General features: G+C 57.9%; 26 protein-coding genes and 2 tRNA genes. 22 read left to right on the top strand and 6 right to left on the bottom strand.

Annotated elements, in window-relative coordinates; translation table 11 throughout:
* Positions 1-18 precede the first annotated feature (18 nt).
* Entirely contained in the window at positions 19-663 is a 645-nt protein-coding gene (locus tag IPF49_02025) for a DUF502 domain-containing protein (protein MBK6286422.1), read from the top strand.
* A 64-nt stretch (positions 664-727) separates the two neighbouring features.
* Here the strand turns inward: IPF49_02025 and arsC are convergent, their stop codons facing one another.
* Positions 728-1,108: an arsenate reductase (glutaredoxin) gene (gene arsC, locus IPF49_02020; GenBank protein MBK6286421.1), complete on the bottom strand. Its 381-nt coding sequence runs from the start codon at positions 1,106-1,108 to the stop codon at positions 728-730.
* A gap of 368 nt (positions 1,109-1,476) precedes the next feature.
* Between arsC and IPF49_02015 the strand changes: the two genes are divergently transcribed.
* The 7 genes from IPF49_02015 to IPF49_01985 all read left to right on the top strand — a co-directional run bounded on the left by IPF49_02015 (position 1,477) and on the right by IPF49_01985 (position 7,444).
* On the top strand, positions 1,477-2,034 hold the full coding sequence (locus IPF49_02015) for an iron transporter (protein MBK6286420.1): 558 nt from the start codon (positions 1,477-1,479) through the stop codon (positions 2,032-2,034).
* Positions 2,035-2,087: 53 nt separating this feature from the next.
* Positions 2,088-3,485: a carbohydrate porin gene (locus tag IPF49_02010; GenBank protein MBK6286419.1), complete on the top strand. Its 1,398-nt coding sequence runs from the start codon at positions 2,088-2,090 to the stop codon at positions 3,483-3,485.
* Between the two features lie 82 nt (positions 3,486-3,567).
* Positions 3,568-3,915: a cupredoxin domain-containing protein gene (locus IPF49_02005; protein MBK6286418.1), complete on the top strand. Its 348-nt coding sequence runs from the start codon at positions 3,568-3,570 to the stop codon at positions 3,913-3,915.
* Positions 3,916-3,928: 13 nt separating this feature from the next.
* The gene (locus IPF49_02000) at positions 3,929-4,774 is read left to right on the top strand and encodes an FTR1 family protein (protein MBK6286417.1); all 846 of its coding nucleotides are present in this window, start codon (positions 3,929-3,931) and stop codon (positions 4,772-4,774) included.
* On the top strand, positions 4,771-6,162 hold the full coding sequence (locus IPF49_01995) for a 4Fe-4S binding protein (GenBank protein MBK6286416.1): 1,392 nt from the start codon (positions 4,771-4,773) through the stop codon (positions 6,160-6,162). The genes IPF49_02000 and IPF49_01995 overlap by 4 nt, the downstream gene beginning before the upstream one ends.
* 49 nt (positions 6,163-6,211) lie before the next feature.
* Positions 6,212-6,691, top strand: a complete 480-nt coding sequence (locus tag IPF49_01990; protein MBK6286415.1) for a GAF domain-containing protein — start codon at positions 6,212-6,214, stop codon at positions 6,689-6,691.
* A 51-nt stretch (positions 6,692-6,742) separates the two neighbouring features.
* A complete protein-coding gene (locus IPF49_01985) occupies positions 6,743-7,444 on the top strand; it encodes an SIMPL domain-containing protein (protein ID MBK6286414.1) in 702 nt (233 codons plus the stop codon).
* Between the two features lie 74 nt (positions 7,445-7,518).
* Here IPF49_01985 and folD read toward each other — a convergent pair whose 3' ends face one another.
* A complete protein-coding gene (folD, locus tag IPF49_01980; protein MBK6286413.1) occupies positions 7,519-8,364 on the bottom strand; it encodes a bifunctional methylenetetrahydrofolate dehydrogenase/methenyltetrahydrofolate cyclohydrolase FolD in 846 nt (281 codons plus the stop codon).
* Between the two features lie 142 nt (positions 8,365-8,506).
* Between folD and IPF49_01975 the strand changes: the two genes are divergently transcribed.
* A tRNA-Pro gene (locus tag IPF49_01975) sits at positions 8,507-8,583 on the top strand.
* Between the two features lie 25 nt (positions 8,584-8,608).
* Positions 8,609-8,684: transfer RNA gene (locus IPF49_01970), tRNA-His, on the top strand.
* Positions 8,685-8,817: 133 nt separating this feature from the next.
* Here IPF49_01970 and IPF49_01965 read toward each other — a convergent pair.
* Positions 8,818-9,387: a hypothetical protein gene (locus tag IPF49_01965; GenBank protein MBK6286412.1), complete on the bottom strand. Its 570-nt coding sequence runs from the start codon at positions 9,385-9,387 to the stop codon at positions 8,818-8,820.
* 298 nt (positions 9,388-9,685) lie between these two features.
* On the opposite strand from IPF49_01965, the gene IPF49_01960 reads away from it, so the two are divergent.
* From IPF49_01960 to IPF49_01905, 12 genes are all read left to right on the top strand, one after another.
* A complete protein-coding gene (locus IPF49_01960; GenBank protein MBK6286411.1) occupies positions 9,686-10,879 on the top strand; it encodes an acyl-CoA dehydrogenase family protein in 1,194 nt (397 codons plus the stop codon).
* 27 nt (positions 10,880-10,906) lie between these two features.
* Positions 10,907-12,085, top strand: coding sequence for an acyl-CoA/acyl-ACP dehydrogenase (locus IPF49_01955; protein MBK6286410.1), 1,179 nt, complete (start codon positions 10,907-10,909; stop codon positions 12,083-12,085).
* A gap of 314 nt (positions 12,086-12,399) precedes the next feature.
* Complete coding sequence (locus tag IPF49_01950) at positions 12,400-12,861, top strand: hypothetical protein (GenBank protein ID MBK6286409.1); 462 nt, start codon at positions 12,400-12,402, stop codon at positions 12,859-12,861.
* Positions 12,862-12,906: 45 nt separating this feature from the next.
* A complete protein-coding gene (locus IPF49_01945) occupies positions 12,907-13,458 on the top strand; it encodes a MaoC family dehydratase N-terminal domain-containing protein (GenBank protein MBK6286408.1) in 552 nt (183 codons plus the stop codon).
* Positions 13,459-13,476: 18 nt separating this feature from the next.
* The gene (locus IPF49_01940; protein ID MBK6286407.1) at positions 13,477-14,634 is read left to right on the top strand and encodes a lipid-transfer protein; all 1,158 of its coding nucleotides are present in this window, start codon (positions 13,477-13,479) and stop codon (positions 14,632-14,634) included.
* Positions 14,635-14,640: 6 nt separating this feature from the next.
* Positions 14,641-15,060, top strand: coding sequence for an OB-fold domain-containing protein (locus IPF49_01935; protein MBK6286406.1), 420 nt, complete (start codon positions 14,641-14,643; stop codon positions 15,058-15,060).
* A 217-nt stretch (positions 15,061-15,277) separates the two neighbouring features.
* Entirely contained in the window at positions 15,278-16,465 is a 1,188-nt protein-coding gene (locus IPF49_01930) for a CoA transferase (GenBank protein ID MBK6286405.1), read from the top strand.
* A gap of 18 nt (positions 16,466-16,483) precedes the next feature.
* Positions 16,484-17,734, top strand: coding sequence for a CoA transferase (locus IPF49_01925; protein ID MBK6286404.1), 1,251 nt, complete (start codon positions 16,484-16,486; stop codon positions 17,732-17,734).
* A 67-nt stretch (positions 17,735-17,801) separates the two neighbouring features.
* A complete protein-coding gene (locus IPF49_01920) occupies positions 17,802-18,278 on the top strand; it encodes a PPOX class F420-dependent oxidoreductase (protein MBK6286403.1) in 477 nt (158 codons plus the stop codon).
* A gap of 25 nt (positions 18,279-18,303) precedes the next feature.
* Entirely contained in the window at positions 18,304-18,783 is a 480-nt protein-coding gene (locus IPF49_01915; protein ID MBK6286402.1) for a nuclear transport factor 2 family protein, read from the top strand.
* Positions 18,784-18,969: 186 nt separating this feature from the next.
* Positions 18,970-19,446, top strand: coding sequence for a MarR family transcriptional regulator (locus IPF49_01910; protein MBK6286401.1), 477 nt, complete (start codon positions 18,970-18,972; stop codon positions 19,444-19,446).
* A 184-nt stretch (positions 19,447-19,630) separates the two neighbouring features.
* Positions 19,631-20,434, top strand: a complete 804-nt coding sequence (locus IPF49_01905; protein ID MBK6286400.1) for an enoyl-CoA hydratase — start codon at positions 19,631-19,633, stop codon at positions 20,432-20,434.
* A gap of 54 nt (positions 20,435-20,488) precedes the next feature.
* On the opposite strand, the gene IPF49_01900 is transcribed toward IPF49_01905, so the two are convergent.
* The 3 genes from IPF49_01900 to IPF49_01890 form a co-directional block, all read right to left on the bottom strand.
* A complete protein-coding gene (locus IPF49_01900) occupies positions 20,489-21,997 on the bottom strand; it encodes a DUF3336 domain-containing protein (protein ID MBK6286399.1) in 1,509 nt (502 codons plus the stop codon).
* Positions 21,998-22,296: 299 nt separating this feature from the next.
* Positions 22,297-23,250, bottom strand: a complete 954-nt coding sequence (locus tag IPF49_01895; protein MBK6286398.1) for a LamG domain-containing protein — start codon at positions 23,248-23,250, stop codon at positions 22,297-22,299.
* 43 nt (positions 23,251-23,293) lie between these two features.
* Entirely contained in the window at positions 23,294-25,234 is a 1,941-nt protein-coding gene (locus tag IPF49_01890; GenBank protein ID MBK6286397.1) for a PQQ-dependent sugar dehydrogenase, read from the bottom strand.
* Between the last annotated feature and the right edge of the window lie 92 nt (positions 25,235-25,326).

The following is a 25,326-nucleotide window of genomic DNA, read 5'->3' as shown; positions in this document are numbered from 1 at the left end:
CTGCTGCGGGAGACCCTCATGAGCCGCTTACGTTCGTTGCTTTTCACCACGCTGCTGGGTGGGCTGGCAGTGATCCTGCCGCTGCTTCTGTTTGTGGCCCTGGTGCGCTGGCTGGTCGGATTGTTACGCTCACTTGCCGAACCACTCACCGGCCTGCTGGCGGATCATATCGGTGCCGCGGCCCCGTTACTGTTCCTGATCACGGTTGCCGCATTGGTGGCCGCGTGCTTCGTGACCGGACTGGTGGTGCGCACGCGCTTCGGCGCGCTGCTGCATGAGCATTTCGAAACCTGGCTGGGGCGGATCGCACCAGGTTATCGCATGGTGCGCGATACCGTGGTGCAGTTGCTCGGCACCGGGGATCGCAATGCGCTGCGTGGCGAAGTGGCGCTGGTGCGGTTGTACGGTGCACAAGCCCCCGCGGCCCAGATCGCAATCGTTACCGCGCGCCATGCCGGCGGCGGGTTCACGGTCTATGTGCCGACCGCACCACTGCCGACCCAGGGCTTCGTGTATCACCTGCCCGGCGAATGCGTGCAGCTACTACCGCAGGTGCGCATCGAAGTCGCGATGCGGATGGTGTTTGCCTGTGGCGCGGGTGCGGCGGAGATGTTCGCCAATGTATCGACAGAGGAGGGGCAGCCCTTTCCAATCAAGCGCTGAGCGTGACCGGGTGAGGTAAAGCCACCAGGCGGCAGGTTTTGCAAGCCTGCATGAGCTGCCACAGCTACCGTTCCTTGCTGAAGTGTTCGACGGGACGTTCGAGGAGATCCAGTACACGCTCCGAAGGCCGGCATAGACGAGCCCCGTTGTCGGTCACGACGATGGGGCGATTTATCAGGATCGGATGCGCCATCATCGCGTCGATCAATTGATCATCGCTCAGGGCGGGATCGTCGAGCCCCAACTCGGCGTAAGGCGTCTCCTTGCGCCGAAGGAGTTCGCGCGGCGTGATCTGCATCATCGCAAGCAACGCTACCAATCGCTCACGACTGGGCGGAGTCTTGAGATATTCGATGACTTCAGGCGTTTCACCCGAGGCTTTGATCATTGCCAGCGTATTGCGCGATGTGCCACAGCCAGGGTTGTGATAAATCAGCGGTTGCATAGGGTGCCTCAGGATTCGTTTGCTCGGGCAGGTATACCCGGTTGTCTTGCGCTCTCACCAGCAGAAAGCCTCTGTTGCCCTTGACGAACCAGGCGCCGGAACGCTTCCAGCCGAGTCTCCTGGGAGCGCGTGCCAAGACCCCGTACTGCCGTTGATATTTCCACAGGTTCATTGGTACGGAAATAACAGGCGATAGTCAACAGTTGCGTTTTTCGAGGCAAACAGAACGATCCTGGCTGATCGTAACGACAGCGCTGACAGCAAGCAGGTGCTCCGGATACCCAAAATTTCGATTCGAAATATATTGACAACAGAGGCAGCTTCAATTTGTAATGCGAATCGTTCGCATTACCAATCTGGAGCTATCGATGACATTATTTCCGCGTACTGTCGCGAATCTGACAGTGTGTCTGTTGCTGATCGTGCCACCCGCAATGGCAGCCGAATATCCCATCGGTGTGCCCGAACAGCGTTACGGCATGGAAATCGCCGCGGTCTATCTGCAGCCGGTGCGTATGGAACCGGAAGGCATGATGCGGCCTGCGGAGCAGTCGGATGTCCATATGGAGGCTGACATCCGCGCGCTGGATATCAATGCCAACGGTTTTGCGGAAGGCGATTGGATTCCCTACCTGCACGTCAAATATGAAGTAACGAAGGAGGGGGACGCCAATCCGGTCAGCGGGGATTTCATGCCCATGGTGGCCAACGACGGGCCGCACTATGGCGACAACGTCAAGTTGATGGGGCCCGGCAAATACCATGTCAAATACACTATCTATCCGCCCAATGCGCCTGAAAATCCTGGTGGCAAGCATTTTGGCCGCCATACCGATCGCTTGACCGGTGTGCGTCCCTGGTTCGAGACCTTCAGCGTGGAGTATGACTTCATATTTGCCGGGATCGGCAAGCGCGGCGGGTACTGAACATGGCGAGGCATGCTGCACTGGTACGCCGCAGGGCGCAGATAGGGATGTTTATGGCTATTTCCGTGGGCACCGCCTCAATCGTGCTGGCCGCAACGGATACGGATGCGGAGATCCTGCGCAGGCTGGCGGATATGGAACAGCGAATCGAAAAGCTGGAGGCAGAAAAGGCCGAACTGCAGCGCTCCCTGCATGAATCCTATATCAGCGCCGAGGAGCCGGAAATCGCAGCACGCCTGAAGGCGGTGGAAGCGCAGGCCAACAGCTACCGGCAGGCGGCCCGTACCGTTGAGAGTCTGCAGGGTATCAGTGCCGGGATGGGATTCACGCAGATGGCGCAGGGTCTCTCGGGTTCCCCGTCTGATGACAAGGACAGAGAGCTCAATTACCGTGCCGATGCCACGGTCAGTCTGCCGGCGGGCAGTCTGGGCAATGCCGAAGGATTTATCTTCACCCACTTCCGGATGGGCCAGGGCCTGGGGCTGGAAAATCCGGGCAGTGCCTTTTCTTCGGTCAATGCCAGCAGCTTCCAGCGTCCCGGCTCGGAATCATCGGACAGCACGGTACTGCTGGCGCAAGCCTGGTATCAGCTCGATGTGCCGCTGCCCCTGGGTGGCAACCCCGGCTTGTCGCGCCGCCATATCGAGTTCAACTTCGGCAAGATAGATCCCTTCGTGTTCTTCGATCAGAATGCGATCGCCGACGATGAGACTCGCGGCTTTGTCAACCAGGCCTTTGTGCACAACCCGCTGCTGGATGTGGGCGGCGACGTGGGCGTGGACGAGTTCGGTTTTACGCCCGGTCTGCGGCTGGCCTATGTCGATGACTTCTACAAACCGCAGCAGTACGCAGTCTCGCTGGGGGTGTTCGGCTCCGGCAACGGTGCGAGTTACGATGACTCGCTGAATTCACCCTTCGTGATCCTGCAGGCGGAGACCGAACAGCGGTTCTTCAGCGGACTGGCGGGCAATTATCGGCTCTATGCCTGGCGCAATGGCCGCGGTACCGATTTTGATGGCAGGATCACGGCGCACAGCGGTGTCGGTTTGAGCCTGAATCAGCAGGTGGCGGACTATACGACGGTGTTTGGCCGATATGGCTACCAGGCCGAGGGCGAAGCGACGTTTGACCAGACCCTGAGCATTGGTGCCGAGTTTGGTGGCAGCTACTGGGGAAGAGGTGCGGATGCCCTGGGTGCGGCGTTGGGCTGGCTGTGGATCGCGGATGATTTTCGGCAGGAGTCGCTCACCCTCGATGTCGATGCCGATGGCACCGCCGATTATGGTTATCGTGCCCAAGGCAGCGAGCAGGTGGCAGAACTCTATTACCGGTATCGACTGAATAGCCAGTTCGAACTGTCCCCCAACCTGCTGTATGTTCGCAACCCGGGAGGCGACGACGCGGCCTCCGACGTCAAGGCCTTGGGCGTGCGGGCGCAGTTGAGCTTCTGAGACGTCGATCAGAGGCAGCGAAATGATCCGGGTTCCGGGAGCGGTGGTATGAACATGAGCGGAAGGCATGCGTAGTGGAACAATGAATCGACGTCGCAACCGCCTGTGTGTGCTGTTGCTGTCGATAGTCGGCCTATGCGCGGGTGGCGCATGCCGAGCCGGGGATTTATTGGCCTTCTCGCTGAACATCGAGAACGGTCATTTTGATCCAGAGATCATCGAGGTACCGGCGCAGACACGGTTCAAGCTCGTGATTACCAATCACGGTCCCGGACCGGAGGAATTCGAGAGCAGGGAACTGCGCAAGGAAACCGTGCTGGCACCCGGGGTAACACGCGCGGTGGTGTTTGCGCCGCTGAAACCGGGTACCTATTCGTTCTTTGGTGAATTTCATCCTGATACTGCCCAAGGGCAGATCATCGTCAAGTAACGCAGTGATCACTATGGGTAATGTTGTTTTCATCGTCTGGCGCGAGAGTGTCGAGGCGATGCTGGTGATCGGCATTCTGTATGCCTGGTTGCGTGGACGCGAGGAAGCCGCGCAGGGACGGCGGTTCCTCTGGGGCGGTGTGCTGGCCGGTCTCGGTCTGGCGCTGGGGCTGGCGGGCATCATGTTCAAGATGCAGAGTGAGCTGGCCGGTGTGACGCTGGATTATTTCCAGATTGGCATCATTCTGGCGGCGGCAGCCCTGATTGTGCAAATGGTGCTATGGATGCGCCAGCACGGTCGCACTCTCAAGCGTGAGCTCGAGTCTGGCATGGAACGCGCCACGGAGGAGGCGAACTGGTGGGCCATGGCAACGCTGGCGGCACTGGCGGTAGGGCGTGAGGGTGCGGAGACGGTAGTGTTCCTCTACGGTGCGGGAATGGCCCGGAGCGGCATGGACCAGATACAGTTTGCGGCTGACGCGCTGCTGGGTTTCGCTCTGGCCCTGCTGACATTCTGGTTGCTGTCGCGCAGCAGTCGCTTCCTCTCGTGGAAGGTGTTTTTTCGTTTCAGCGAGATCGTCTTGTTGCTGCTCGCGAGCGCATTATTGGTCGACGGCATCGATCGCATGATCGGTATGGGTTGGTTGCCGCCCCTGGTCGATCCGGCATGGGACAGCACATTTCTCCTGGACGACAGTACGCGATTTGGCGGCCTGGTGGCTTCTCTTACCGGTTATCGAGCGCGTCCGGCCTTGTTGCTGCTGTTGGTCGACGCCGCCTACTGGATCATGATCGTTGTCATGCTGCGCCGGACGTCCGTCGTTCGGCGGGATGCTTGCGCAAGTCCTCCGCTACCATGAATGAGATCGCTGAACAACTGGGCACGACATCGTTGCGGACGCTGCTCGCAGCACTGGGCGATGCCATGGCACGGCATCGCGCTGTCATCCAGGGTATACAGTGGCTCGTCGTGCTGTTTTATTTCAGCCTGCTGATCTACCCGGCGTTTCTGCCGCTACCGACGGAATACGTCCACTTTTACGAAAACCTTATCCTGTTCGCCCAATTTATTTTCTGGGGTATCTGGTGGCCCTTCGTCATGCTCAGCATGATGCTGTTGGGACGGGTCTGGTGCGGGGTGTTCTGTCCGGAAGGTGCGCTGACGGAATGGGCGAGTCGGCGTGGCCTGGGACGTGCGATTCCGCGCTGGATGCGCTGGTCCGGCTGGCCGTTCGTGGCCTTTGCCATGACCACGATCTACGGGCAGCTGGTCAGCGTCTACGAATATCCGAAGGCCGCATTGCTGGTATTGGGCGGCTCGACGGTGGCGGCGATGATCGTCGGCTTTATCTACGGCCGCGGCAAACGCGTCTGGTGCCGGCATCTGTGTCCGGCCAATGGTGTTTTCGCCATTCTGTCGCGCCTGGCACCCATTCATCTGCATGTGGATCGTGACGCTTGGCGTGCGGCCCCGCATCGGATCGCGGCGGTCGACTGCGCCCCCTTGATCAATATCCGCAAGATGACCGGCAATAGCGCCTGCCATATGTGTGGTCGCTGCAGCGGCCACCGCGATGCCGTCACTCTCGGTCTTCGGTCTCCCAACCAGGAATTGCTGACGCTGCCAGCGCATGAAGTGACACGCTGGGAAGTGGCGACACTGGTATTTGGCGTGCTCGGTATTGCAATCGGGGCCTTTCAATGGTCCGCCTCGCCCTGGTTCATTGCGCTGAAACAACTGCTGGCGGCCTGGTTGATCAATCAAAATGCCTTCGTGCTGCTGCAGGACAACGCCCCCTGGTGGCTGCTTACTCATTACCCGGAGGTCAATGATGTCTTCAGCTGGCTGGATGGCCTGTGCATCCTGGCTTATATCGGTGCGACGACACTGGTTTTGGGAGGTGCCATCCTGGCCATGTTATGGTTGGCGCAATGGCTGCTGGGCGCTCAGGGCGCCATGTGGCGGCTGGCCTACGGTCTTACACCATTGGCCGGGGTCAGCGTATTCCTTGGTTTGTCCGGGCTGACAGTCAGCATGCTCACGGCTGAGCACCTGAATATGAACTGGGTGCCGGGTGCGCGTATCGTACTACTTGCCCTCGGAGTGAGCTGGAGTGGCTGGTTGGTGTGGCGCATGATTGAATCGCTTGCCACACCATTTTGGAATCGATTGATGGCAACTTTGCTGGTCATGGTTGGCACCATTCCCGTGGTGGCGTCCTGGCTGTTCATGTATTTTCTGTGGTGATGCCGCAATTGTGCACAATTCTGTTTGGCGGCAATTCCGGGGTTCGCACATGAACGATCTGTACGACAGAATGGGTCACCAATTCGCCGCTCTGATCGAGGATGAACAGGATTTCATCGCCAACTGCGCCAATTGCAGTGCCTTGCTGATGAGTGAGGTCGAGGGCCTGAACTGGGCGGGATTTTATTTCGCGCGTGATGGCGAACTGGTGCTCGGTCCATTCCAGGGAATGCCAGCCTGTACGCGCATTGCCTGGGGAGAGGGTGTATGCGGCACCGCGGCCGAGATCGGGGAAAGCATCCTCGTACCGGATGTGCACGCCTTTCCCGGTCATATCGCCTGCAATGCGGCTTCTCGCTCGGAGTTGGTGGTGCCGATGCTGTGGCAGGGACAGGTGCTCGGGGTGCTCGATCTCGACAGCCCGCAGCAGGATCGTTTCCAGGCCGAGGACCGCGAAGGGCTCGAGGCGCTGGTGGCCATCCTGCTGGGTGGCTCGGATTTGTGGAGCGCGTTCGGCAGCTCGGGGTAGCGGCTCGATGGAGTAGGATATGCGCGTTCGATGCGCAATTGACGGGGGTTCATGATGTCGCGTTTTATGGTGCCGGTATGGTTGCTGCTGCTGGGGATGTTTGCGCTGGCTGTGCGTGCGGACACCGAGCATGGACTGGACTACAACCTTGTGCGTCTCGATGCCGAGGCAGTGGCCGAGGTGCCCAATGACCAGATGCGCGTGCTGTTGGCGGTGGAGCACGACTCGCGTGATGCCGGCGCGCTTCCCGCGCTGGTCAACGCGGATATGCGCTGGGCGCTGGATGCTGCGAAAAAACATCCCGCGGTGCGTGCCGAGACCGGTGAATACACGACACAACCCGAATACGCATCGACGCGCATCGTGGGCTGGCGCGCGATTCAGCAGTTGCAGCTCGAGGGTGAGGATTTCGGCGAGGTCACGGCGCTGGTCACCGAGCTGCAGCAGAAATTGCAGGTACGCTCGATGGAGTTCATGCCGACGCGCGATACCCGCAAGCGGGTCGAGAACGAACTGACCACGCAGGCACTGAAGGCATTTGCCGCGCGGGCGCAATTGATCGCCGGGGCAATGGGATCGAGCCGTTACGAGGTGGTGGAGCTTGCGGTGGGCAGTGCGCCGCGACCCTACCAGCCTCGTGTGCGTGGCATGGAAATGATGGCGATGAAAGCGGACGCCGCGCCGCCGGTAGCGGTGGAGGCGGGGACCGCGACGCTGACGGTCACGGTGAGCGGGCAAATCCAGCTACGCTGAGCGAATGATTTGCTCGCCACGGCCGGAGCTCGCCGGTCGCGGCGGCGGCGTGCAGCATGCGGACATGAACGCGCTCAGCCCAGCGTGTGCTCCGCGGCCTGCACGGTCTGGAATATCAGCGTATTGATCGTCATCGGTCCGACTCCGCCCGGTACCGGCGTGTACGCGGCAACGCGTTGTGCGAGCGGCGCGAGCTCGATATCGCCGATCCCTCCAGGGTGATATCCGGCATCCACCACGATGGCTCCGTCCTTGATCCAGTCGGCGCGGATGAACTCCGGTTTGCCGACCGCGCCGACCACGATATCGGCCTGGCGCACCAGCGCGGACAGATCGCGCGTGCGTGAATGGCAGATGGTCACGGTGCAGTGCGCGTTGAGCAGCATCAAGGCCATCGGTTTGCCGAGAATCGGACTGCGCCCGACCACGACCGCATGGCGTCCGCTCAGCGCTATCTCGTAGGCTGCCAGCAGGCGCATGATGCCGGCCGGTGTCGCCGATCCCCAGGCGTGCTCACCCATGGCCATGCGGCCAAAGCCGAGACAGGTCACCCCATCGACATCCTTGTCCAGCGCAATGGCGTCGAAGCAGGCACGCTCATCGATCTGCGAGGGTACCGGGTGTTGCAGGAGGATGCCATGGCAGCGCGGATTGGCATTGAGCTCCGCGATTTTCGCCAGCAGTTCAGCGGTGGTGGTGGCAGAGGACATCTCGACCGCGAGCGACTCCATGCCGACGCGCTTGCAGGCGTTTTGTTTCATCCGCACATAGGTGGCGGAAGCAGGGTCGTCGCCGACCAGGATAGTGGCGAGAATCGGAGTCAGACCGCCACTGCGGTCGTGGATCGCGGCGACGCGCTTGGCGAGTTCCGCTTCGGTCTGCTGCGAAAGGGTCTTTCCATCAAGAACTATGGCTGGCATGTGGGAGGCTCTGGGATCCGTGAACGGCGGCGTATTCTGGCATCCCGCTGCAATTTGGGCAAAGACGCGCGAAATTCACCGCCGTTGCGATTGACGCTGTCAGGAGCCGCCTTTAATATCCCGCTCCCGTGAGGGGATGCATCGGGGTATAGCGCAGTCTGGTAGCGCGCCTGCTTTGGGAGCAGGATGTCGGGGGTTCGAATCCCTCTACCCCGACCAATCACGCCAAGTCGGTTTTTCAGTGGTGGCCGTAGCTCAGTTGGTAGAGCACAGGATTGTGGCTCCTGATGTCGCGGGTTCGATTCCCGTCGGTCACCCCACCCGATTGCGCCATCGATTTGCATAACGCCATGCAGTTTTCCGCGCGCCGCAGGCAATCGGTGCCGCCATATTCCTCAAAGCCATTCCCGGCATCGAGCCATGCTTCGATACCGGGAATCGCGGTGATGGCGCTCAGATTGCCTCGTAGCTGAATTTTTGCCCGCCCACGCTTGCTTCGTACATCAGGCCGCCCTTGGCGACCGTGAAGGTTGCCATGCCCTTGTAGTAACCTGGCGCAACCGTGGTGGCGTCCTTCTTGCCACCACTCGCGCCGGCCGAGCTGCCGGAGGTACTGGTGGAGGCCGAAGCTGCCGCGGTGATTGCCACCGCCGTGGCTTGCGCGCCGAACTCGAAATTGCCGCTGGTGAATTCATCCAGCGCCCGCTTGTCCTCGAAGAAGATCACCTGGCTGAAGGCCTGGCCGCCGAGCTGCAATCCAACCGTGAGCTGGGTCATGGTGGTGTTTCCGACATGCCGGCCACCGACATAGACCCGCCCCTTGCCGCGCGCACCGCCGATTCCTATTCCGCCTTTGCCAATGGTCGGGAACAGCGCGTAGGCGTAGGCGTGGTTGAAGAACTTCGAACTCTCGCCAGCGCCCTTGAAAATTTCCACGGTGTCGGAATATTCATCCGCGACCGCGCTTGCGGTGGCGCAGAGTAGCAGGAGCAGCAGTGTTGCGTTGCGTGCGAGTAGATTCATGATCAGGATTTCCAAAGTGTGATGAATGGAGAGATCGAGCGCCGGTCTTGCAAAGTCCGCGCTTGTCACGAGCGAGCCCGGTTCGCGGGGGCATAATGGAATGGGGCGCCATCGCAGTCAAGCATTGGCCTGTCATCAGGAACGCCATGCTCGATATAGACAGGTAGCTTGTACTAAATCAATTGAAAGTGATACATTTGAACAGCGGCAGGCTGTTGACGAATTTCCTTGCTCCCGGAGCCAGGCTTTGCAACACCTGATTGTTTGAGAGCCTCACATTTGGATGCAGGAGACAGTGATGGATTTCCGCTTCACCCCGGAAGAACAGGACTTCCGCATGTCAGTGCGCCAGTTCGTCAAGGATGAGATTCCCGACATTATCAAAGGGGTTGAAGAGATTCACTCGTCTCATATCGAATTGGAGATGGAAGTCGTACGGAAAATTGCGGCCAAGGGCTGGCTGGGCGCTGCCTATCCCAAAAAGTATGGCGGACGCGGTGAAAACAATGTCCCCATGACCGAGTACATACTGCTTGACGAATTGCATCATGGTCGTGCGGCAGGAATATCACTCACCATCACCTATCTGGTATCGATTATTGGCAATACGCTGCTGAACATCGCTTCCGAGACCCTGAAGCAGCGCTTTATTCCGCGAATTCTCAACGCGGATATTCGTTTTGCGATCAGCTACAGCGAGCCGGACTCGGGTAACGATATCGCCAGCATCAGATCTACCGCGATTCCGGAGGGTGATGAATACGTGGTAAACGGCACCAAACGTTTTATCACCTGTGCTGATACTTCTGACTACCTTTGGTCGCTGGTACGTACCGAGAAAGGCTCCAGGCGCCACAAGGGCTTGAGCATAATGCTCATCAAGACAGACTCACCCGGTATTACCATCATTCCTTTCGCGATGATGAACGGCATCGAGACCTGCGAGGTCATCATGGAAGAGGTTCGGGTTCCCAGGGAAAATCTGGTCGGTGAAGAAGGGCAGGGCTGGTCTCACCTGATGGAAGCGCTGAGTCGCGAACGCTTTACCATGATCAACTTCAAGGGGGTTTCCGGGCCCTTCGATCGCTTTGTGCAGTGGGTGCGCAGTGCCGAAATTGATGGTGAGCGTCTGGTGGACGACCCGGTTATCCGGCAGAAGCTGGCGCGCCAACATCTGGACATGGTCGGTGGCAAAATGATGCAGCTGATCGCAGGCTCGCGAACAATGCACAAGAATTACGTTCCCACTGTGGAAGCGGCGGCATCCAAGAGTTGGCGGGCAATGCAAAGTTGGCCGAAAGCGGACCTGGCAATTGACATCATGCGCAACTACGGCCTGATGACGGAGGACTGCCCCGGTGCACCCATCGACGGCTTGTGGGCCGCCGAGTACTGCTGGGCCGGACACGAGCTGTCCGGGGCAGGTGGACTGGACCTCAACCGGAAAATTATTGCCCAGCAGGGTCTCGGTTTGCCCCGTTGGTCCAACTGATACATCTTGGTAAAAGGCTTTGAGTCTATGAACCTTGAATTTTCTGAAGAGCAGCGGATGCTCATGGACAGCGCCCGGGGTTTTCTCGAGAAAGCCTGCCCTCTGGATAAAGTACGCCAATGGGAATTGTTGCCAGAGGGTTATCCCGGCCATATCTGGTCGAAAATGGTGGAGATGGGGTGGACCGGTATCGTCTACCCCGAGGAGTATGAGGGCCTGAACCTATCCAACCTTGATGCCACACTTTTGATGCGCGAAATGGGCCGTGTGGCATTGTCTACGCCCTTTCTGTCCACTGTTCTGTTAAGCGGCCGAGCGGTTCTCGAAGGCGGCAGTGATGAGCAGAAGAGGGACGTCCTGCCCGCCATTATTTCCGGTGAACGACTGGTGTCCTTTGCCTTGTCCGAGGCGAGCGCGAGGCCCAATGCGGCAACCGTCAAGAGCACAGCCCGCGTGGACGGCACCGGCTATGTATTGAATGGCAGCAAACATTTCGTGGAATTTGCCGAACAAGCTGAGCAGATCCTGGTCGTGGCTCGTACCAGCGACAGCGAGGATCCGGAGTTCGGCCTGACCATGTTCCTGCTGGATGCCAAAGCCGCGGGCATTCATTACGAGACCCTGAGGATCATGGCTCTGCAGCCTCAAGCCAAAGTCACCCTGGATAATGTGCGTGTCGAGGCCAGTAGTGTAGTAGGTGAGGTCGACCAGGCATGGTCGGTGCTGAATCCGGTGCTTCAGGCGGCCACCGCGATACTCTGTGGCTATATGACCGGCCTTGCCGAGCGGGCACTCGATATGGCCATCAATTATTCACAAGAGCGGATCCAGTATGGACAACCCATAGGTGCCTTCCAGGCGATCCAGAATTACCTTGCCACGGCCTGGACCAAAACCTCCATGGGTGAGTACATGGCGTACTACGCGGCTTGGCTCATCGACAACGATATACCCAGCCGCGAGGCGGTAGCTACCGCCAAGGCCTTTGTTGGCTACGCCTGCGTGGAAGCTACCCAGTTGGCCACCCAACTACACGGCGGGCTCGGCGCGACAGTAGACGCACGTACCACGCCATTTCTCAAATGGGCCAAGCAGTTGCAGCATACGCTTGGCAGCAGCAGTTATCACGAAACCGTTGTTGCCCAAGAGATCCTGGACAAAGATCCCCTGGGGCTGGACGTAACACATTCTGTCGCACTGACCTGAGTCCAGCGGTTCGTAACGATTGAATCGGGAGTGATGCTCTTGGATGCATCGAAATGCTTCCAATTCACAGGTTCAGCTTTTTGGTTTTGCTGACGGATATATCGCATGAGCTTTCACTTGAGGTCAGCTCAGCTTGTAACACTCACGTCCGACATGCCGTGGGAGCAGGCCCGCCAACCGATCCTCCGTGAAGCGCTCGCTCCAACGCGCGATAAAGCTATCGGTGCAATCGAAGTCGGAGTGAATTGCCGCCCATCAGCCAGTAGCAGAATCAACCGATCATGTCGGGTTTGAACATTCAGGAGACAGTTGTCATGTCACTACCAGAAGTAAAGGATACCCACTACGAAGATGTGGAGGTGGGCGAGAATATTCCGTCGATCAGTATTGGCCCGCTCAGCCATACTCATTTCGTCTTTATCGCGTCGTCACACCATGACTGGTACCCCGGCCACCACGATGTGGAGTATGCCCGCAAACAGGGTCTGCCGGACATCTTCATGAACGCTACCTGGCAACACGCCCTGATCCAGCGCCTGGTCTGCTCCTGGGCCGGACCCAACTGCATCCCCCGCAAGATCAAGTACCGGATGGGGATGCCGATCGTCCGTTACGAGACCATTACTGTCAGAGGCATCATCACCGGCAAGCGGGTTGAAAATGGCGAGCACCTGGCTGACCTGGATGTCTGGTTTGACAAGGAAGACGGCGAAGGCAATGTACACGAAAAAATTACTGTCGGTAGCGCCATTGTTGTACTTCAAAGTACAGGCTAAACGAATCTGTTGACCGATATTCAACGAAATTCATCAGGAGGGAAGATGGCCGAGCGAAAGATTGAGACTGATCCATCCGGTCTGGTTTACGTCATCGGTACCCAAGAGGAAGGCATGGGCTGGATCGGTCGTGAGTCCGATACAGCGGAAGAGGCTTATCCCGTAGAGACAAGAGCTATCGAGCACTTTGTCGAGGGTATCGAGGATCCCAATCCCCTCTACTGGAGTGACGAGTTTGGCAAGCAGACCCGGTGGGGTGGGCGAATCGCTCCCTGGGGTGTGATCGTACTGTGCAAGGAACACCAGGTGTGGCGACCCGACTGGATGGGTACCCACGAGGGGCAGATCACCTTCCACTGCCGGACACCGCTGCCCGGTAATCGGCTGCTGGCCACTGACTACGAGATCGAGTGCTACCAGCCGTTCTATCCGGGGGACAGAATGTTTATCAACGAAAAGCTGATCAATATCGTCCCCAAGTCCTTCAGTATTGGTAAAGGCCATCATATAACTGTTGAAAATTTCTTCCGCAATCAGGATGGCGACCTGTGCTACAAGGATAGCCGGACGGTATTCCGTTACCGGGTGGATGCCTGAGAATCACGGGAAAAAAACATGACTGATCAACCAAGGCGCAAAGCCGCCATCGTTGGCATTGGGGCCACGGAGTTTTCCACCAACTCGGGCCGCAGTGAGCAACGGCTGGCGGTGGAAGCCATTCTGGAAGCACTGGGAGACGCAGGGCTGAGCCCGGATGATATCGACGGCATCATCAACTCGGATTACGAGCCCACCAACCATATCGATGTGGTCAATGCGATGGGGCTTCGCAATATTCGCGCCTACGCTACTATCCCTCACGGCGGAGGCTCACCCTGTGGCACCATTGCCCAGGCTGCGATGATGGTGGCATCCGGTGAGTGCAAGTGTGTTCTTGCCTACCGTTCCATGAATGAGCGTTCCGGACATCGCTATGGCTCGCCGGAGATTCCCGCAACCTTCGACGGGGTCTACGGTCTGCACGCGCCCTACGGCCTGATCGTTCCCGGCGAGTGGGTTGCCATGCACGCCCGCCGCCGCATGATCGAGTTCGGTGAAACGCGTGAGCAGTGGGCAAACATCCCCCTGACCTTCCGTAAACACGCCAATCGCAATCCCAGGGCCATATTCCACGAGAAAGAAATGACGCTGGAGGATTATCTCCGCGCACCGATGTTAGCCGACCCACTCTGCCGTCTGGATTACTGCCTGGAGACGGACGGCGCAGTGGCTTATATTGTGACCTCTGCCGAAAGAGCCAGAACGCTGGGTTCCATACCTGCCTATATTCACGCGACGGCACAGGCCATGGGCTACCCCATTTGGTACCAGTCGAATTACTACCGTGAATCGCTGACCACCGCATCGGAAATGGTTGCTACCGCGAAAATTCTTTGGAAGAAAAGTGGGCTGACGCCCCGGGACATCGACGTGGCCCAGATCTACGACCACTTCACCCCCGCCGTGCTCACCGCTCTGGAAGATATGGGTTTTTGCGAGAAGGGCGAAGCCGGCGAGTTTGTCGGTGAAGGTCGGATCGGAGTTGATGGCGACCTGCCCATGAATACCGCCGGGGGCCTGCTCTCCGAAGGCTATATCCACGGCTGGAACCTGATTCTCGAAGCGGTACGCCAGGTGCGTGGCACATCGACGGCCCAGGTCAAGGACGTGGAATTCTCCCTGGTCACCAGCTGCGTGGGGGCTCCCACCAGCGCAGCGATTCTCTCCAGGTAACAGGATATGTCACAGGAAATCCGGAAAATGCCGCGCCCTGTTCCCAAACTCAACGCCGATACCGAGGCATGGTGGGCCGGGCTCCGTCGACACGAACTGCTGGTACAGGAGTGTGCAAGCTGCGGGCATCTGCTGCACCCGCCCGGCCCCATGTGCCCCGAGTGCCGCTCACTGGACCGCGGTTGGCGCAAGAGCGACGGTAGCGGCAAGGTCTACAGCTGGGTTGTAGTGAACAGGCCCATGCACCCCTATTTTTTTGACAAGGCGCCTTTTCCGGTTGTCCTGGTGGAAATGAAGGAAGGGTTTCGCGTGGTTGGTGCCATCGACTGCGAGATAGATCGCTTGTGTGATGGCCTGCCGGTTGAAGTTGATTTCGAGGATGTGAACGACAGCTTTAGCATGCTGTTGTTCCGCGTTATTCAATGATACTCACCCTGACAAGTGCCAGAGTCGGCGTGTCAATTTTCCCATCGAGTCCTGAAAAATCCGCTTGGACTGCAAGTCCCCGATGAAACCCATCAGCCTGTGCTCGATCATTTCCGGTACAGCAGGGTGAGGAGACTTGTCCCTACACCTGGATCACTGCCGCCCCGAAACCCGATTTTTTGTGCAAGCTTGGCTATACGATTATCAGGAGAAAACAATGGCTGGTTTGGAAGGACTGCGGATCCTGGATATCAGCACCGGGATATCCGGACCCTTTTGCGCGAGGTTACTTGCGGACGGCGGAGCGCATACCATCAAGATCGAAGACCCGGCGGGAGGCGATCCGACGCGACAGGAAGGGGTCGTAACAGGGCAAGGTGGTGATCACCAAACCAGTCCCCTCTACGTTTTTCTCAACCAGAACAAGCAAGGTCTCTCGCTGGATATTAGCTGCAGCTCAGGTCAGGAGATATTCAAAAAGCTGGTAGCGAAATCGGACGTAGTCGTCGAATCCTTCAAACCCGGGACAATGGAGCAACTGGGGCTGGGCTATAGCGATCTGACGGCAGTTAATCCGGGAATTATTCTGGCCTCCATTACCCAGTATGGTCAAACAGGACCCTATCGGCAGTACCAGGGTGACCACCTGGCGATTTCTGCGCTGGGCGGCTGGTCATTCAGCTTTGGCGAACAGGATCGGGAGCCGCTGCAACCCGGTTTTCCGGTTATGTATTACATGGCTGGCACTTACGGTGCAATCGGGATCCTCGCGGCGATCAGAGGGCGGCGGGAAGACGGCAGAGGACAGCATGTTGATGTGTCCGCACAGGAAGCCTGCCTCAATATGCTTGCTTACCCGCAAGTGCTGGCGCAGTACAACTGTCCGGTGCCGGTGAGAAGTTTTACCGCTTCGATGCAATCCTTTTATGTCAAGGCCAAAGACGGCTGGGTGGCACTCAACCATCTGTCGGCGTTGGAGTGGGAAAACCTGTGCGCACTGATTGGCGCTTTCCATCTGGCGGAAGATCCGACCTTGCTCTACGACATACAAAGGAAGCGCTCTATTTTGCCCGAGCTCCTCGGCATTGCCGCCGAGTGGGCAAAGGACAAGACCAGTAACGAGGTCTTTCATGCCGCCCAGGAATTGCGGGTACCCGCCGGCATTCCCTACACACCAAAAGAGATGCTTTGTTCCGATCAATTCATCGCACGCGACTTTTTCCGTAAGGTAACCCAGCCAGGATTGGGCGAGTTTTCCCAGCCGCGCAACCCTTTTAAATCCATTTCCTGGAAAACTGACTGGCAGGGTGCTCCGGATGCGGGACAGGACAACGAAGACGTTCTGGGGAGTATCGGATTGCAGCAAGAAGATCTGCGTGAACTTCGGAATGCCGGTGTCATTTAGGAGAAACCGAAGGAACATATGATGAAAAAGGAATTACTCAAGGATGTCCGGGTTGCTGACCTTACACACTATCGTTCAGGCCCTTCCGGAACAACCCTTCTCGGCGGCATGGGCGCTGACGTGGTGAAGGTTGAAGCCATCCAGAGACTGGACGGTTTTCGCGCTTTCAATACACTGAACCCCCGGGACCCGGACTTTTACGAAATGGGCGCCTATTTCAACGGCTGCAACACCAACAAGCGAGGAATAACCCTTGACCTGAATTCGACCAAGGGCAGAGAACTGTTTCTTGGATTGCTGAGAAAAAGCGATGTGGTAATCGATAATTTTTCGGCCCGTGTCATGGATAGCCTGGGTCTTGGCTATGAGCAGCTCAAGGAGATCAATCCTGGACTCATCATGGTCTCCATGACCTGCTTCGGACAGACTGGCCCCTGGCGGGAATATGTAGGTTTTGGCTATGTTTTCGACCAGATTGGCGGCGCCTCGGCTGTCAGCGGTTATGAAGACAGCCCGCCGACTCATATATCCGCGGCCTCGGATGTGATATCCGGCATCATGGCGGTATACGCCATCCTCCTCGCACTCGAGGAGCGGGAGCGAACCGGGCGCGGCCAGTACATCGATATGTCCCAGGTTGAGACACTTGCCTTTCTGATGGGTCCCAATATCATCGACTATCAACTTACCGGGAAAATTCAGCCGCGGACGGGAAACCGGCATCCCGTCTTTGCACCCCACAACATTTACCGCTGCAAGGGTGAGGAAGAGTGGGTGAGCATTTCAGTCGAGTCCGACCAGCAGTGGTCGGCGCTGGCTGTGGCGATGGGCAGGGCGGAATGGGTAGACGATGAGCGATTCGCGACCTCGCTGGCACGGAAACAGAATGAATACGACCTGGATAAAGCTGTTACAGAGTGGACTCGTGGACAGGAAAATCGCGTGGTAATGGAGTTGCTCCAGTCTCTCGGCATTGCTTCCGGCATGGTTCTCAATGGACTGGAGCTGCTTGATGATCCCCATCTCCAAGACAGGAGAATGCACAAAAAACTGGAACGCCAATTCACCGGCGAACATCTTTATCCCCAATTTCCAATCCGTTATTCCAATGCAATATGCGAGCAGCGAAGACCCGCCCCGACGCTGGGGCAGGACAATGAAGATGTACTGGCAGGATTGCTTGGACTCACGCCCAACGAAATGGAAAAACTGCGCGAGGAGAAAGTCATCGGAGAAAAACTGTTACAAAAGTCGCGCGGCCCAGCTTGAACCGAGCCCGGGAACCAGCGGTTGCAACAACTGATTGTTCGAGAAATTTTCCATTCAGGAGATAGTGATGGATTTTCCTAAAACCAAACCCATACCCGAATCCCACCAGTACATTTTGACGGATCTGCCTATCGGGCATATGGCTACCATTCGCGCCGATGGATTGATATCCGTAAACCCCGTTAGTCTTATTTGGGACGGAGAATACGTTCGAGTGAGCACTGTCAAGACACGAATGAAATACAGGAATCTATTGAAGGATCCCCGTGTATCCATCTCCATACCCCATCGAAACAATCCGAATATTTATATCGAGATCCGGGGTGTCGCCGAGTTGACAGATGACCCTGATCGCAATTTCGTGAATTCCGTCGCTCGCCATTACATGAATGTAGACGTGTATCCCTTTGATGCACCAGGAGACGAGCGCGCGACCATTACGATCCATGCCCAGCAAGTATCCGCGCCCCCAATCCCCCTGGCGGAGAAGCCGCCGGGAGCGCCTGATCATGAGTTTCAGATCAGCAAGAAAGACACAAAATGATCCAAAATGTAAATAGAGTATTGCCATGAAAACAGACGTGTTGCAGGCAACGATCCAGAAACTCAATGATGTCAATGACCTCAAGCAGCTCAAGGCACGCTATTGTCACCTTGTCGATTCGAAGGACTGGGATGAACTTGAAACCCTTTGGACTGAAGACGCCATTTGTGATTATGGTTTTTTCGGGGCTTTCAATGGCAGGGAGGATATTATCAACGGCTTCTTTCGTGGACTGGTAGCCAACGCTTCATCCTTCAGCGCACACATGATACACAATCCCATCATTGAGGTTGACGGTGATTCCGCGTCGGCTTGCTGGTATGTAACTGCCCATACAACGCTTCAACCCCACAATCAGGCCATCTGGATGATGGGGCTGTATCATGATCGGTACAAACGTATTGACGGCAAATGGAAAATTTCCTCGCTCAAAGTGGATTTCAAGTACTTTTCGCCCTTCGAGGAAGGGTGGGCCAAGACCCCGATCTGGGAAATACCCTCCTGATCAGGCAAGGCCAAGGCAATGGCGGCGGATAGCCCGCTGGTGATCGATGATCTGGACACAAATTCAGCGCTAATGCGGAAGTTCACATCGGGAGAGGTCGTGTGGAATCCAAATTCAGAGCTGCTTGATCCAGTAAACCGATTATCATGGGTATAATCAGCGGCAAACCGGAGGAATAGAAGAATAATGGCGCGAAGAGGGAAATTGACCCAGGAAGACCTCGATTTCTATAAATCGAACAATATAGGTCAGGCATTGATAGAAGTAGCCCGTGATTACCAGAAAAGCGCGCTTGATGCATACGCAAAGGTCGGACACGGCAAGCTTCAGGCATCCCATCAATCGTTACTTCTTCATCTGGGTCTGGAGGGTGCCAGGATGACTGATCTGGCTGAACGAGCAGGTGTCAGCAAGCAGACCATGGGGCAGATTATCGATGAAGTTGAAGCCCTGGGTTATGTAGAACGCACTCCCGCCCCCTACGATCGCAGAGCGAAAATCATAAAGTTTACCGATAAAGGCATAGATCTTATTAAGATTGGTACGATAATCGGGGAGAATATCCAGCAACGTTATGCACAGTATATAGGCCCCAAGATGGTGACCTTGCTCCATAAAATACTGGTTGAACTGCGCAGCAATATCCATAAACACTCGAGTTAGCCCGGATTTCATCGTATCCGGTGTGCGAACCGCAGGGGCCTGTCTCGTTTCTGAAGGGATTTTTCACCGCCCACGGCAACCTGTAATACATGCCTGCAGCCTGCGCCGGGCATGACAGTGATTTAAGCTGTGACTATCCGCGGCCACGTGTATTCTTGGGTTTTCGCCAACCGAGGTTGCACTGATGTCTTTCATCACTGTCGAGCGGCCGCGATCGCAGATCGCGCTGGTAACGCTGAACCGTCCCGAGCGGATGAACGCAATGGCCTTCGATGTGATGGTGCCGCTGCGTGATGCGCTCGAGGAAATCAGTTTCGACAATGGCGTGCGGGTCGTGGTGCTGACCGGCGCGGGCGAGGGCTTCTGCTCGGGGGCGGACCTTGTCGATCCGGGGTATCTGCCGATTTTCGACGGACTGACCATGCCCGGCATCGCACGCCGCGCCATGCGGGTGCTCGACAATGTGATCATGACGATACGCGAGATGCACCAGCCGGTGATCGCTGCGGTCAACGGGCCGGCTATCGGAGGCGGCTTCTGCCTGGCCATGGCCACCGATATCCGCGTGGCTGCCGACCATGCGTATTTTCGTGCGGCCGGGATCAACAATGGATTGACTGCGGCGGAGCTGGGTCTCAGCTTCACGCTGCCGCGTGCGATCGGATCCGCGCGCGCTTTCGAGTTGATGCTGACGGGGCGCGATCTGGGCGCGGAGGAGGCCGAGCGCATCGGGATGATCGCGGCTCGCTGCCCCCGCGGGCAACTGCTGGACCACTGCTACACGATGGCCGATCGCATCATTGGCCTCAGTCAACTCGGCGTGGAACTCACCAAACAGATGCTGTGGGCGGGGCTCGAAGCCGGCAGCATGCACACGCACATGAATCACGAAGGTCATGCGCAACTGTTCGTACGCATGACCACACGCAACTTCGAGGAAGCGATAACGGCGCGCAAGGAACAGCGCAGACCCGATTTCAAGGACTGAAGCGGCCTGATTGCAGGGAAAAAGGGCGCACCGGCAAACGAGCGGGAGCGAATGCTACGCGGCTTTGCGACGTTTCGCGCTGCCGTGGCGCGGCGCGGCCTGGCCGTTGAGACGCGCATGTTCCTGTTGCTTGAAATCGCGGCGGATGCGATCGAGGGTTCGACTGATCCTGGTGCAGACGCGGATCGTTTCGATTTTTGGCCAGGTCGAGCGTTTGCCTTCCATCATCAGTTCGATGACCTCGCTCTCGCTCAGATGCGACAGGAGCTTGGTCGGATCGAAATAGCGGAATCCCGGGAAAATATTGATGTCTGCCGTATAGGTCTGGACCGCGATGGAAGTCGCCATGCTCAACAACATGTTGAATCGCGGTAGTTGCCGCGAGTAGCGCTGCGCAGATTTCTGCGCCGAGCGGATGCTTTCCCTGGCGAGGCTGCGCACGAGCCCCATGGCGGCACTCCCGAGCCCGTCGGAAGCACCGGGATCCCTGATGAACGGCAGCACCACCGGGTTGATCTGGCTCGCGACGTAGTGGTTCACACCGTACAGGCGTCCGAGGCGCTTGGCCGGCAGGTCGTCACTCACCGAACCATCGATCCATTTCAGCGAAGGCAGATACGGTTGGCTGTCTCCGTGCACGTTCTTCGCGGCCAGCGAGACCGCGGGGAACACTCCCGGCACTGCGCACGAGGCCATGACTGCCTTGCGGACAAAAACATTCGGCGAAGTTATTGCATTCAGCAGCCGCGATGCCTGTTGCAGTTCGGCCGGCGCTATCGAGATATTGATGCTCACGCCGGTGCGGGCATAGGCCTCGGCAAAGGTGAGGTCGGGCACCAGTCGCGCCACGAGTTCCTCGAGCTCATGCACGTCTATCTGTGCCGTGCGGTGACCAAGGATATTGTCCAGGAAGCGAGCTTCCTCCGCCGCCTCCCTGGCAAAGTGCGTGGGCTCGAACAGGCGCTGCAGTTCCGCGGGAGTGCTGCAACCTATGACCGCAGCATTTATCGAACCCGCACTCGACCCCGATATGATGCTGGGGAGGATGTCGTGTTCGACCAGTGACTGGACCACGCCGGCATGGAAATGACCGAGCGCACCGCCGCCGCTCAACATCAACGCGGTGCGTCCATAACAGTGGCTGGCGCGTTTGAAGAAGTCGAGCTTTTCGGAAAACGGTATCACTGCTTCGTCGACGTTCGCGATCAACTCCAATGCATCGCATATCTCGTAGGTATAGTCCTGCACCAGCTGCTTGGTTCCGAAGCGCGCTCGCGCATGCAGCGAGGCCTTGCCCATTCCGCCAATATTGCCGTGAATGCCCTCGTTGAGCGAGAACAAAAGGCCATGGTAGTCATGCCGGGCGCGGTGCGCGCGCAGGCGATCGAGCCGGGCACGGATTGCCACGTGATCGTACATATGGGTCTGGTCCATCTGCTTCCAGCGCGTCATGCCGCTCAGGTCGTCATGGGTGCGCGCAGCTTCGCTCCAGGCCTCGTAGCTCTGCGCTTCGCGCATCTCGCGCTCGCAGGCTTTGAGTTTGGCACGTTTGGTCCTGATCATTGCGTTTGCTCTCCCTGCCGATCCGGCTTATGTGCTCTGCGCTGGAGTTTCAGCCATATTTATAGAGCATGTAATCTGACTTCGCCCGATTCAGCCGCGCTTTTGCGGTTGATTGATCAATGTCAGCGAGCAGCGGCCGATCATATGCGCCCGCTACCAGTCCCTTCGCCAGAGAATGTTTCACGGTTGCGGATCTGCTCGACTGACGTCCGGGTTTGCCGCTGAACTGCGCCGCCAAGGCGACTGCTGATTTGTCAGGGGCGCGCGAATTTTCCTTGTTCCTGCACCGTGGGCCACGATCATTGTAACTCGCGCCGATGGGCCTCTTCGGCCAGCGTCTTGATTTCTTTGGCCGCAAGAGTGCGGTCATAGATACGAACCTCGTCGATATATCCGTCGAACTCGCCCACGCTGTCATTGATGTCGGATCCGTTCAGCTCGGCCCCGATAATCAGGGGACGACTCATGCTTTCAGGATCCAGACGAATCTCGCCCGGGCTCGTTTCGCGGGTGCCGAGGAGCTCGCCGTTGACATACAACGCCATGATGCCGGTATCCCCGTCATAGGTGCCGGCCAGGCATGTCCATTGCTCCACGGGCGGCGCTTGCTGTTCCTGCGGCAGACGATACAGGCTCGCATCATCATCGTCCGTCACGCCAACGTGCCATTTGTAGTTGAGGACATTCTTCTTGGGACCAAAACCGAGATAGAACAGGTCGGGATGGATCGTTTCTCGCCACTGGCGTTGAACGATCGCAATATACCCGGATTTTGCGGGCGCGGATTCCCAGAATGCCCAGGCCCGCTTGGGCGCCCACAGCGATCGTGGATAGATATGCGCAATGACCGTAATGTGCTTTTTCAGTCCGCTGCCGTCAAGGGAGGGCGATGCGGGGATCCTGATGTGCTGATCCCTGCCGCCGCTGAGGGATACGGACCCGGCAAATTCACCCGAGCCCCACGGCGAGTGCTGCGGATCGGCGCCGACGATCACCCCGTCGTTATGGTTGCCGGACGAATCTGCCACCGCGTTGCCCGAGCCTTCCCCGAATTGCCATCGTGCGACCAGTCCGTCATCGCCTCCCGGTGCCGCGCTGGCCATCGAGATGCCGAACAGGGCGCGCATCAAACACAACGCCAGCAGACGAGGGAAGGCGCCGCGATGGCTGTGTTTCATGAGTTCGATATTTCCGGAAATGGTTGAATCGATATCGCTGCCTGAGCGGAAACCTTGGATATCATCCAGAAACACCCGCCCGCGCCATGCGAAATTTGCCCAGCTGGCATGCAGGTTCTCATAGGTCCATCAGGTACCCGACCAGCGCAGCACGCTCTTTTTCGTCCTGGATCCCCAGGGCGTCCATGGCCGTGCCCGGTGCGAATTCACGCGGCGAGCGCAGGAACGCATCCAGTTGCGATGCTGTCCAGCGTTGATCGCGCAGCCTGCCGAGTGCGGCAGAGTATTGGAAGCCGGGCAGTGAGGCAATCTTGCGCTTGCCGATGCCACGCAGAGCGGGGGCGACACCGCGCTGCGTCGGGTCGTCACCCAGGTAATGGCAACCCTCGCACCGGGCGATCAATCGCTCGCCTTCGCTGGCCGGATCGGTGGGTGTCAGCGCGACAATGGCCCGTGACTGATCACACCAAAGCAGCAAGGCGCCGTCCCGGGTCTGCAAAATATCGCGTATCCGGCATCCGACCGGAATGGTTTCAAAATAAACCACTCGCTGTTCGGCATAACGCAGGCGCCAGATGCTGTTGTTTGCCAGCGAGCTCACCAGCAGATCATCCTGCCAAAGCGCGAATGCGCGACCGTTGCTGCGCACCAGATTCGAAACGCCGATGGACGGAACCCACGAAAAAACCGGAAGAATGTAACCGTCGTGGCGACCGGGTGTCCTGCTCGGTGGCCAGTCGGTCCTGTCGTAGGCCCTGCCATATGTAACGCTCGGCCAGCCATAGTCGCCATTGGCCACGATGATGTTCAATTCATCCCCGCCATTGGGGCCGTGCTCCGTCGACCAGATCGTGCCCCCCGAATCGACGAAGAGGCCCTCCGGATTGCGATGACCCGATGAGAAGATCTCGCTCTTGCCGCTGTCGATGGATATCTTTATGGTCTTGCCGTACGAGTTGTCCATTTTCAGCGGCAGGGCGGGTTCGGCGTAGTAGCCATCGAACTGATGATCACCAAACGTGAGCAGCAATGTGTTGTCGTCGATGAGTGCCATCCGCCCGCCGTTCTGGATGCCGCCAAACGGGGAAACGCGGTCCTTGAGTGGCAGACAGGGCGTGGTCTCGAAAACATCCTTCCATTCGAAAGTCGTTGCTGGTTGGCTGAACGTCTCCGTACGGCCCTCGACATAGGACACGCGCATGGTTGAACATTTGTCCGCGCTGTTCCATACGTGGTAGGAGGCGAAGAGGCGCGTCTTGTTGCCCACCTGCTGCGCCAGGACATCGGCAACACGAAACGTGGACCTGTCGACGGAGTCGCCGATCGCTGCAATGAATTCCTCGGTATTGACCGGGACCCTGAGGTCGAGCCTGGTCATGTCCAGGCGTTCCATGGAACTCGTCCAGTCAAAAACAAAAATTCTGCCGTCACCGGTCGCCAGCAGGTAACGGTCGCCGATCGCTGTGAGTGCTCCACCACGGCGGACTTCGTTGTCGATGCCTCCAGGAGCGGCAAATCGGGGTGCCTGCACGATATTGCTGAACCGGGTCAGCTTCACCTTGTAAAGCGCCGTTGACAGATTGCGTGATTTGGCGAGCTGGGCGGTCTTGCCCTCGTTGCCGATTGTCAGGAGATCCCTGCTGTCTCCCAGGGCGATCAATGCAAGAAGGGATAATGCGCCGATGGCGAGGCAGGTTGTGCGCCATCTCCTGGCCAGGACATCGAGCAGCAGCATGTAGAGCGTGGCAGCAATGCCGCTTGTCAGCAACGAAGGAGCGGCACTGGATTCAGCGATGAAAAAGAACGGCAAGGAAAGCATCGCGTAAACAGCCAGCGCAATGCATATCGCGGCACCTGGCGGCGTTGCGGGTGCGAAAAAGATCCGACGCGCGCGATCCAGCGCGATGAACAACCCGTATCCGGCCGCCAGGAGCAGCAGCAGAGCCGCCTCCCGCTTCGACAATCTGTCGATTGAAATGCCGAGTACAAGCAGTCCGCTGGTCAGCACAAATGCGATGGCGATGAGGTGACGCAGTGCAGCCATTGTGGTCGAGCGCAATCCCCGGATCTCCATGCAGGTTGTCGTGCCGAGTGGCGGCCCAGCCGCAACGCTCAATTCGTGGCGCGATTCCCGTTACCCAAGCCCACGCG

This window comes from Gammaproteobacteria bacterium, from assembly GCA_016705365.1.
GTDB lineage: Bacteria > Pseudomonadota > Gammaproteobacteria > Pseudomonadales > UBA5518 > UBA5518.
Note: the sequence above shows the minus strand (reverse complement) of the source record. Positions and strands in the feature narration are given on the sequence as shown.

What these genes read in the sequence shown, in the direction of transcription:
- IPF49_02025 (MBK6286422.1), top strand. Translation starts at nt 19, where the DNA reads ATGAGCCGCTTACGTTCGTTGCTTTTCACCACGCTGCTGGGTGGGCTG.
- arsC (MBK6286421.1), bottom strand. Translation starts at nt 1,108, where the DNA reads ATGCAACCGCTGATTTATCACAACCCTGGCTGTGGCACATCGCGCAAT.
- IPF49_02015 (MBK6286420.1), top strand. Translation starts at nt 1,477, where the DNA reads ATGACATTATTTCCGCGTACTGTCGCGAATCTGACAGTGTGTCTGTTG.
- IPF49_02010 (MBK6286419.1), top strand. Translation starts at nt 2,088, where the DNA reads ATGGCTATTTCCGTGGGCACCGCCTCAATCGTGCTGGCCGCAACGGAT.
- IPF49_02005 (MBK6286418.1), top strand. Translation starts at nt 3,568, where the DNA reads ATGAATCGACGTCGCAACCGCCTGTGTGTGCTGTTGCTGTCGATAGTC.
- IPF49_02000 (MBK6286417.1), top strand. Translation starts at nt 3,929, where the DNA reads ATGGGTAATGTTGTTTTCATCGTCTGGCGCGAGAGTGTCGAGGCGATG.
- IPF49_01995 (MBK6286416.1), top strand. Translation starts at nt 4,771, where the DNA reads ATGAATGAGATCGCTGAACAACTGGGCACGACATCGTTGCGGACGCTG.
- IPF49_01990 (MBK6286415.1), top strand. Translation starts at nt 6,212, where the DNA reads ATGAACGATCTGTACGACAGAATGGGTCACCAATTCGCCGCTCTGATC.
- IPF49_01985 (MBK6286414.1), top strand. Translation starts at nt 6,743, where the DNA reads ATGATGTCGCGTTTTATGGTGCCGGTATGGTTGCTGCTGCTGGGGATG.
- folD (MBK6286413.1), bottom strand. Translation starts at nt 8,364, where the DNA reads ATGCCAGCCATAGTTCTTGATGGAAAGACCCTTTCGCAGCAGACCGAA.
- IPF49_01965 (MBK6286412.1), bottom strand. Translation starts at nt 9,387, where the DNA reads ATGAATCTACTCGCACGCAACGCAACACTGCTGCTCCTGCTACTCTGC.
- IPF49_01960 (MBK6286411.1), top strand. Translation starts at nt 9,686, where the DNA reads ATGGATTTCCGCTTCACCCCGGAAGAACAGGACTTCCGCATGTCAGTG.
- IPF49_01955 (MBK6286410.1), top strand. Translation starts at nt 10,907, where the DNA reads ATGAACCTTGAATTTTCTGAAGAGCAGCGGATGCTCATGGACAGCGCC.
- IPF49_01950 (MBK6286409.1), top strand. Translation starts at nt 12,400, where the DNA reads ATGTCACTACCAGAAGTAAAGGATACCCACTACGAAGATGTGGAGGTG.
- IPF49_01945 (MBK6286408.1), top strand. Translation starts at nt 12,907, where the DNA reads ATGGCCGAGCGAAAGATTGAGACTGATCCATCCGGTCTGGTTTACGTC.
- IPF49_01940 (MBK6286407.1), top strand. Translation starts at nt 13,477, where the DNA reads ATGACTGATCAACCAAGGCGCAAAGCCGCCATCGTTGGCATTGGGGCC.
- IPF49_01935 (MBK6286406.1), top strand. Translation starts at nt 14,641, where the DNA reads ATGTCACAGGAAATCCGGAAAATGCCGCGCCCTGTTCCCAAACTCAAC.
- IPF49_01930 (MBK6286405.1), top strand. Translation starts at nt 15,278, where the DNA reads ATGGCTGGTTTGGAAGGACTGCGGATCCTGGATATCAGCACCGGGATA.
- IPF49_01925 (MBK6286404.1), top strand. Translation starts at nt 16,484, where the DNA reads ATGATGAAAAAGGAATTACTCAAGGATGTCCGGGTTGCTGACCTTACA.
- IPF49_01920 (MBK6286403.1), top strand. Translation starts at nt 17,802, where the DNA reads ATGGATTTTCCTAAAACCAAACCCATACCCGAATCCCACCAGTACATT.
- IPF49_01915 (MBK6286402.1), top strand. Translation starts at nt 18,304, where the DNA reads ATGAAAACAGACGTGTTGCAGGCAACGATCCAGAAACTCAATGATGTC.
- IPF49_01910 (MBK6286401.1), top strand. Translation starts at nt 18,970, where the DNA reads ATGGCGCGAAGAGGGAAATTGACCCAGGAAGACCTCGATTTCTATAAA.
- IPF49_01905 (MBK6286400.1), top strand. Translation starts at nt 19,631, where the DNA reads ATGTCTTTCATCACTGTCGAGCGGCCGCGATCGCAGATCGCGCTGGTA.
- IPF49_01900 (MBK6286399.1), bottom strand. Translation starts at nt 21,997, where the DNA reads ATGATCAGGACCAAACGTGCCAAACTCAAAGCCTGCGAGCGCGAGATG.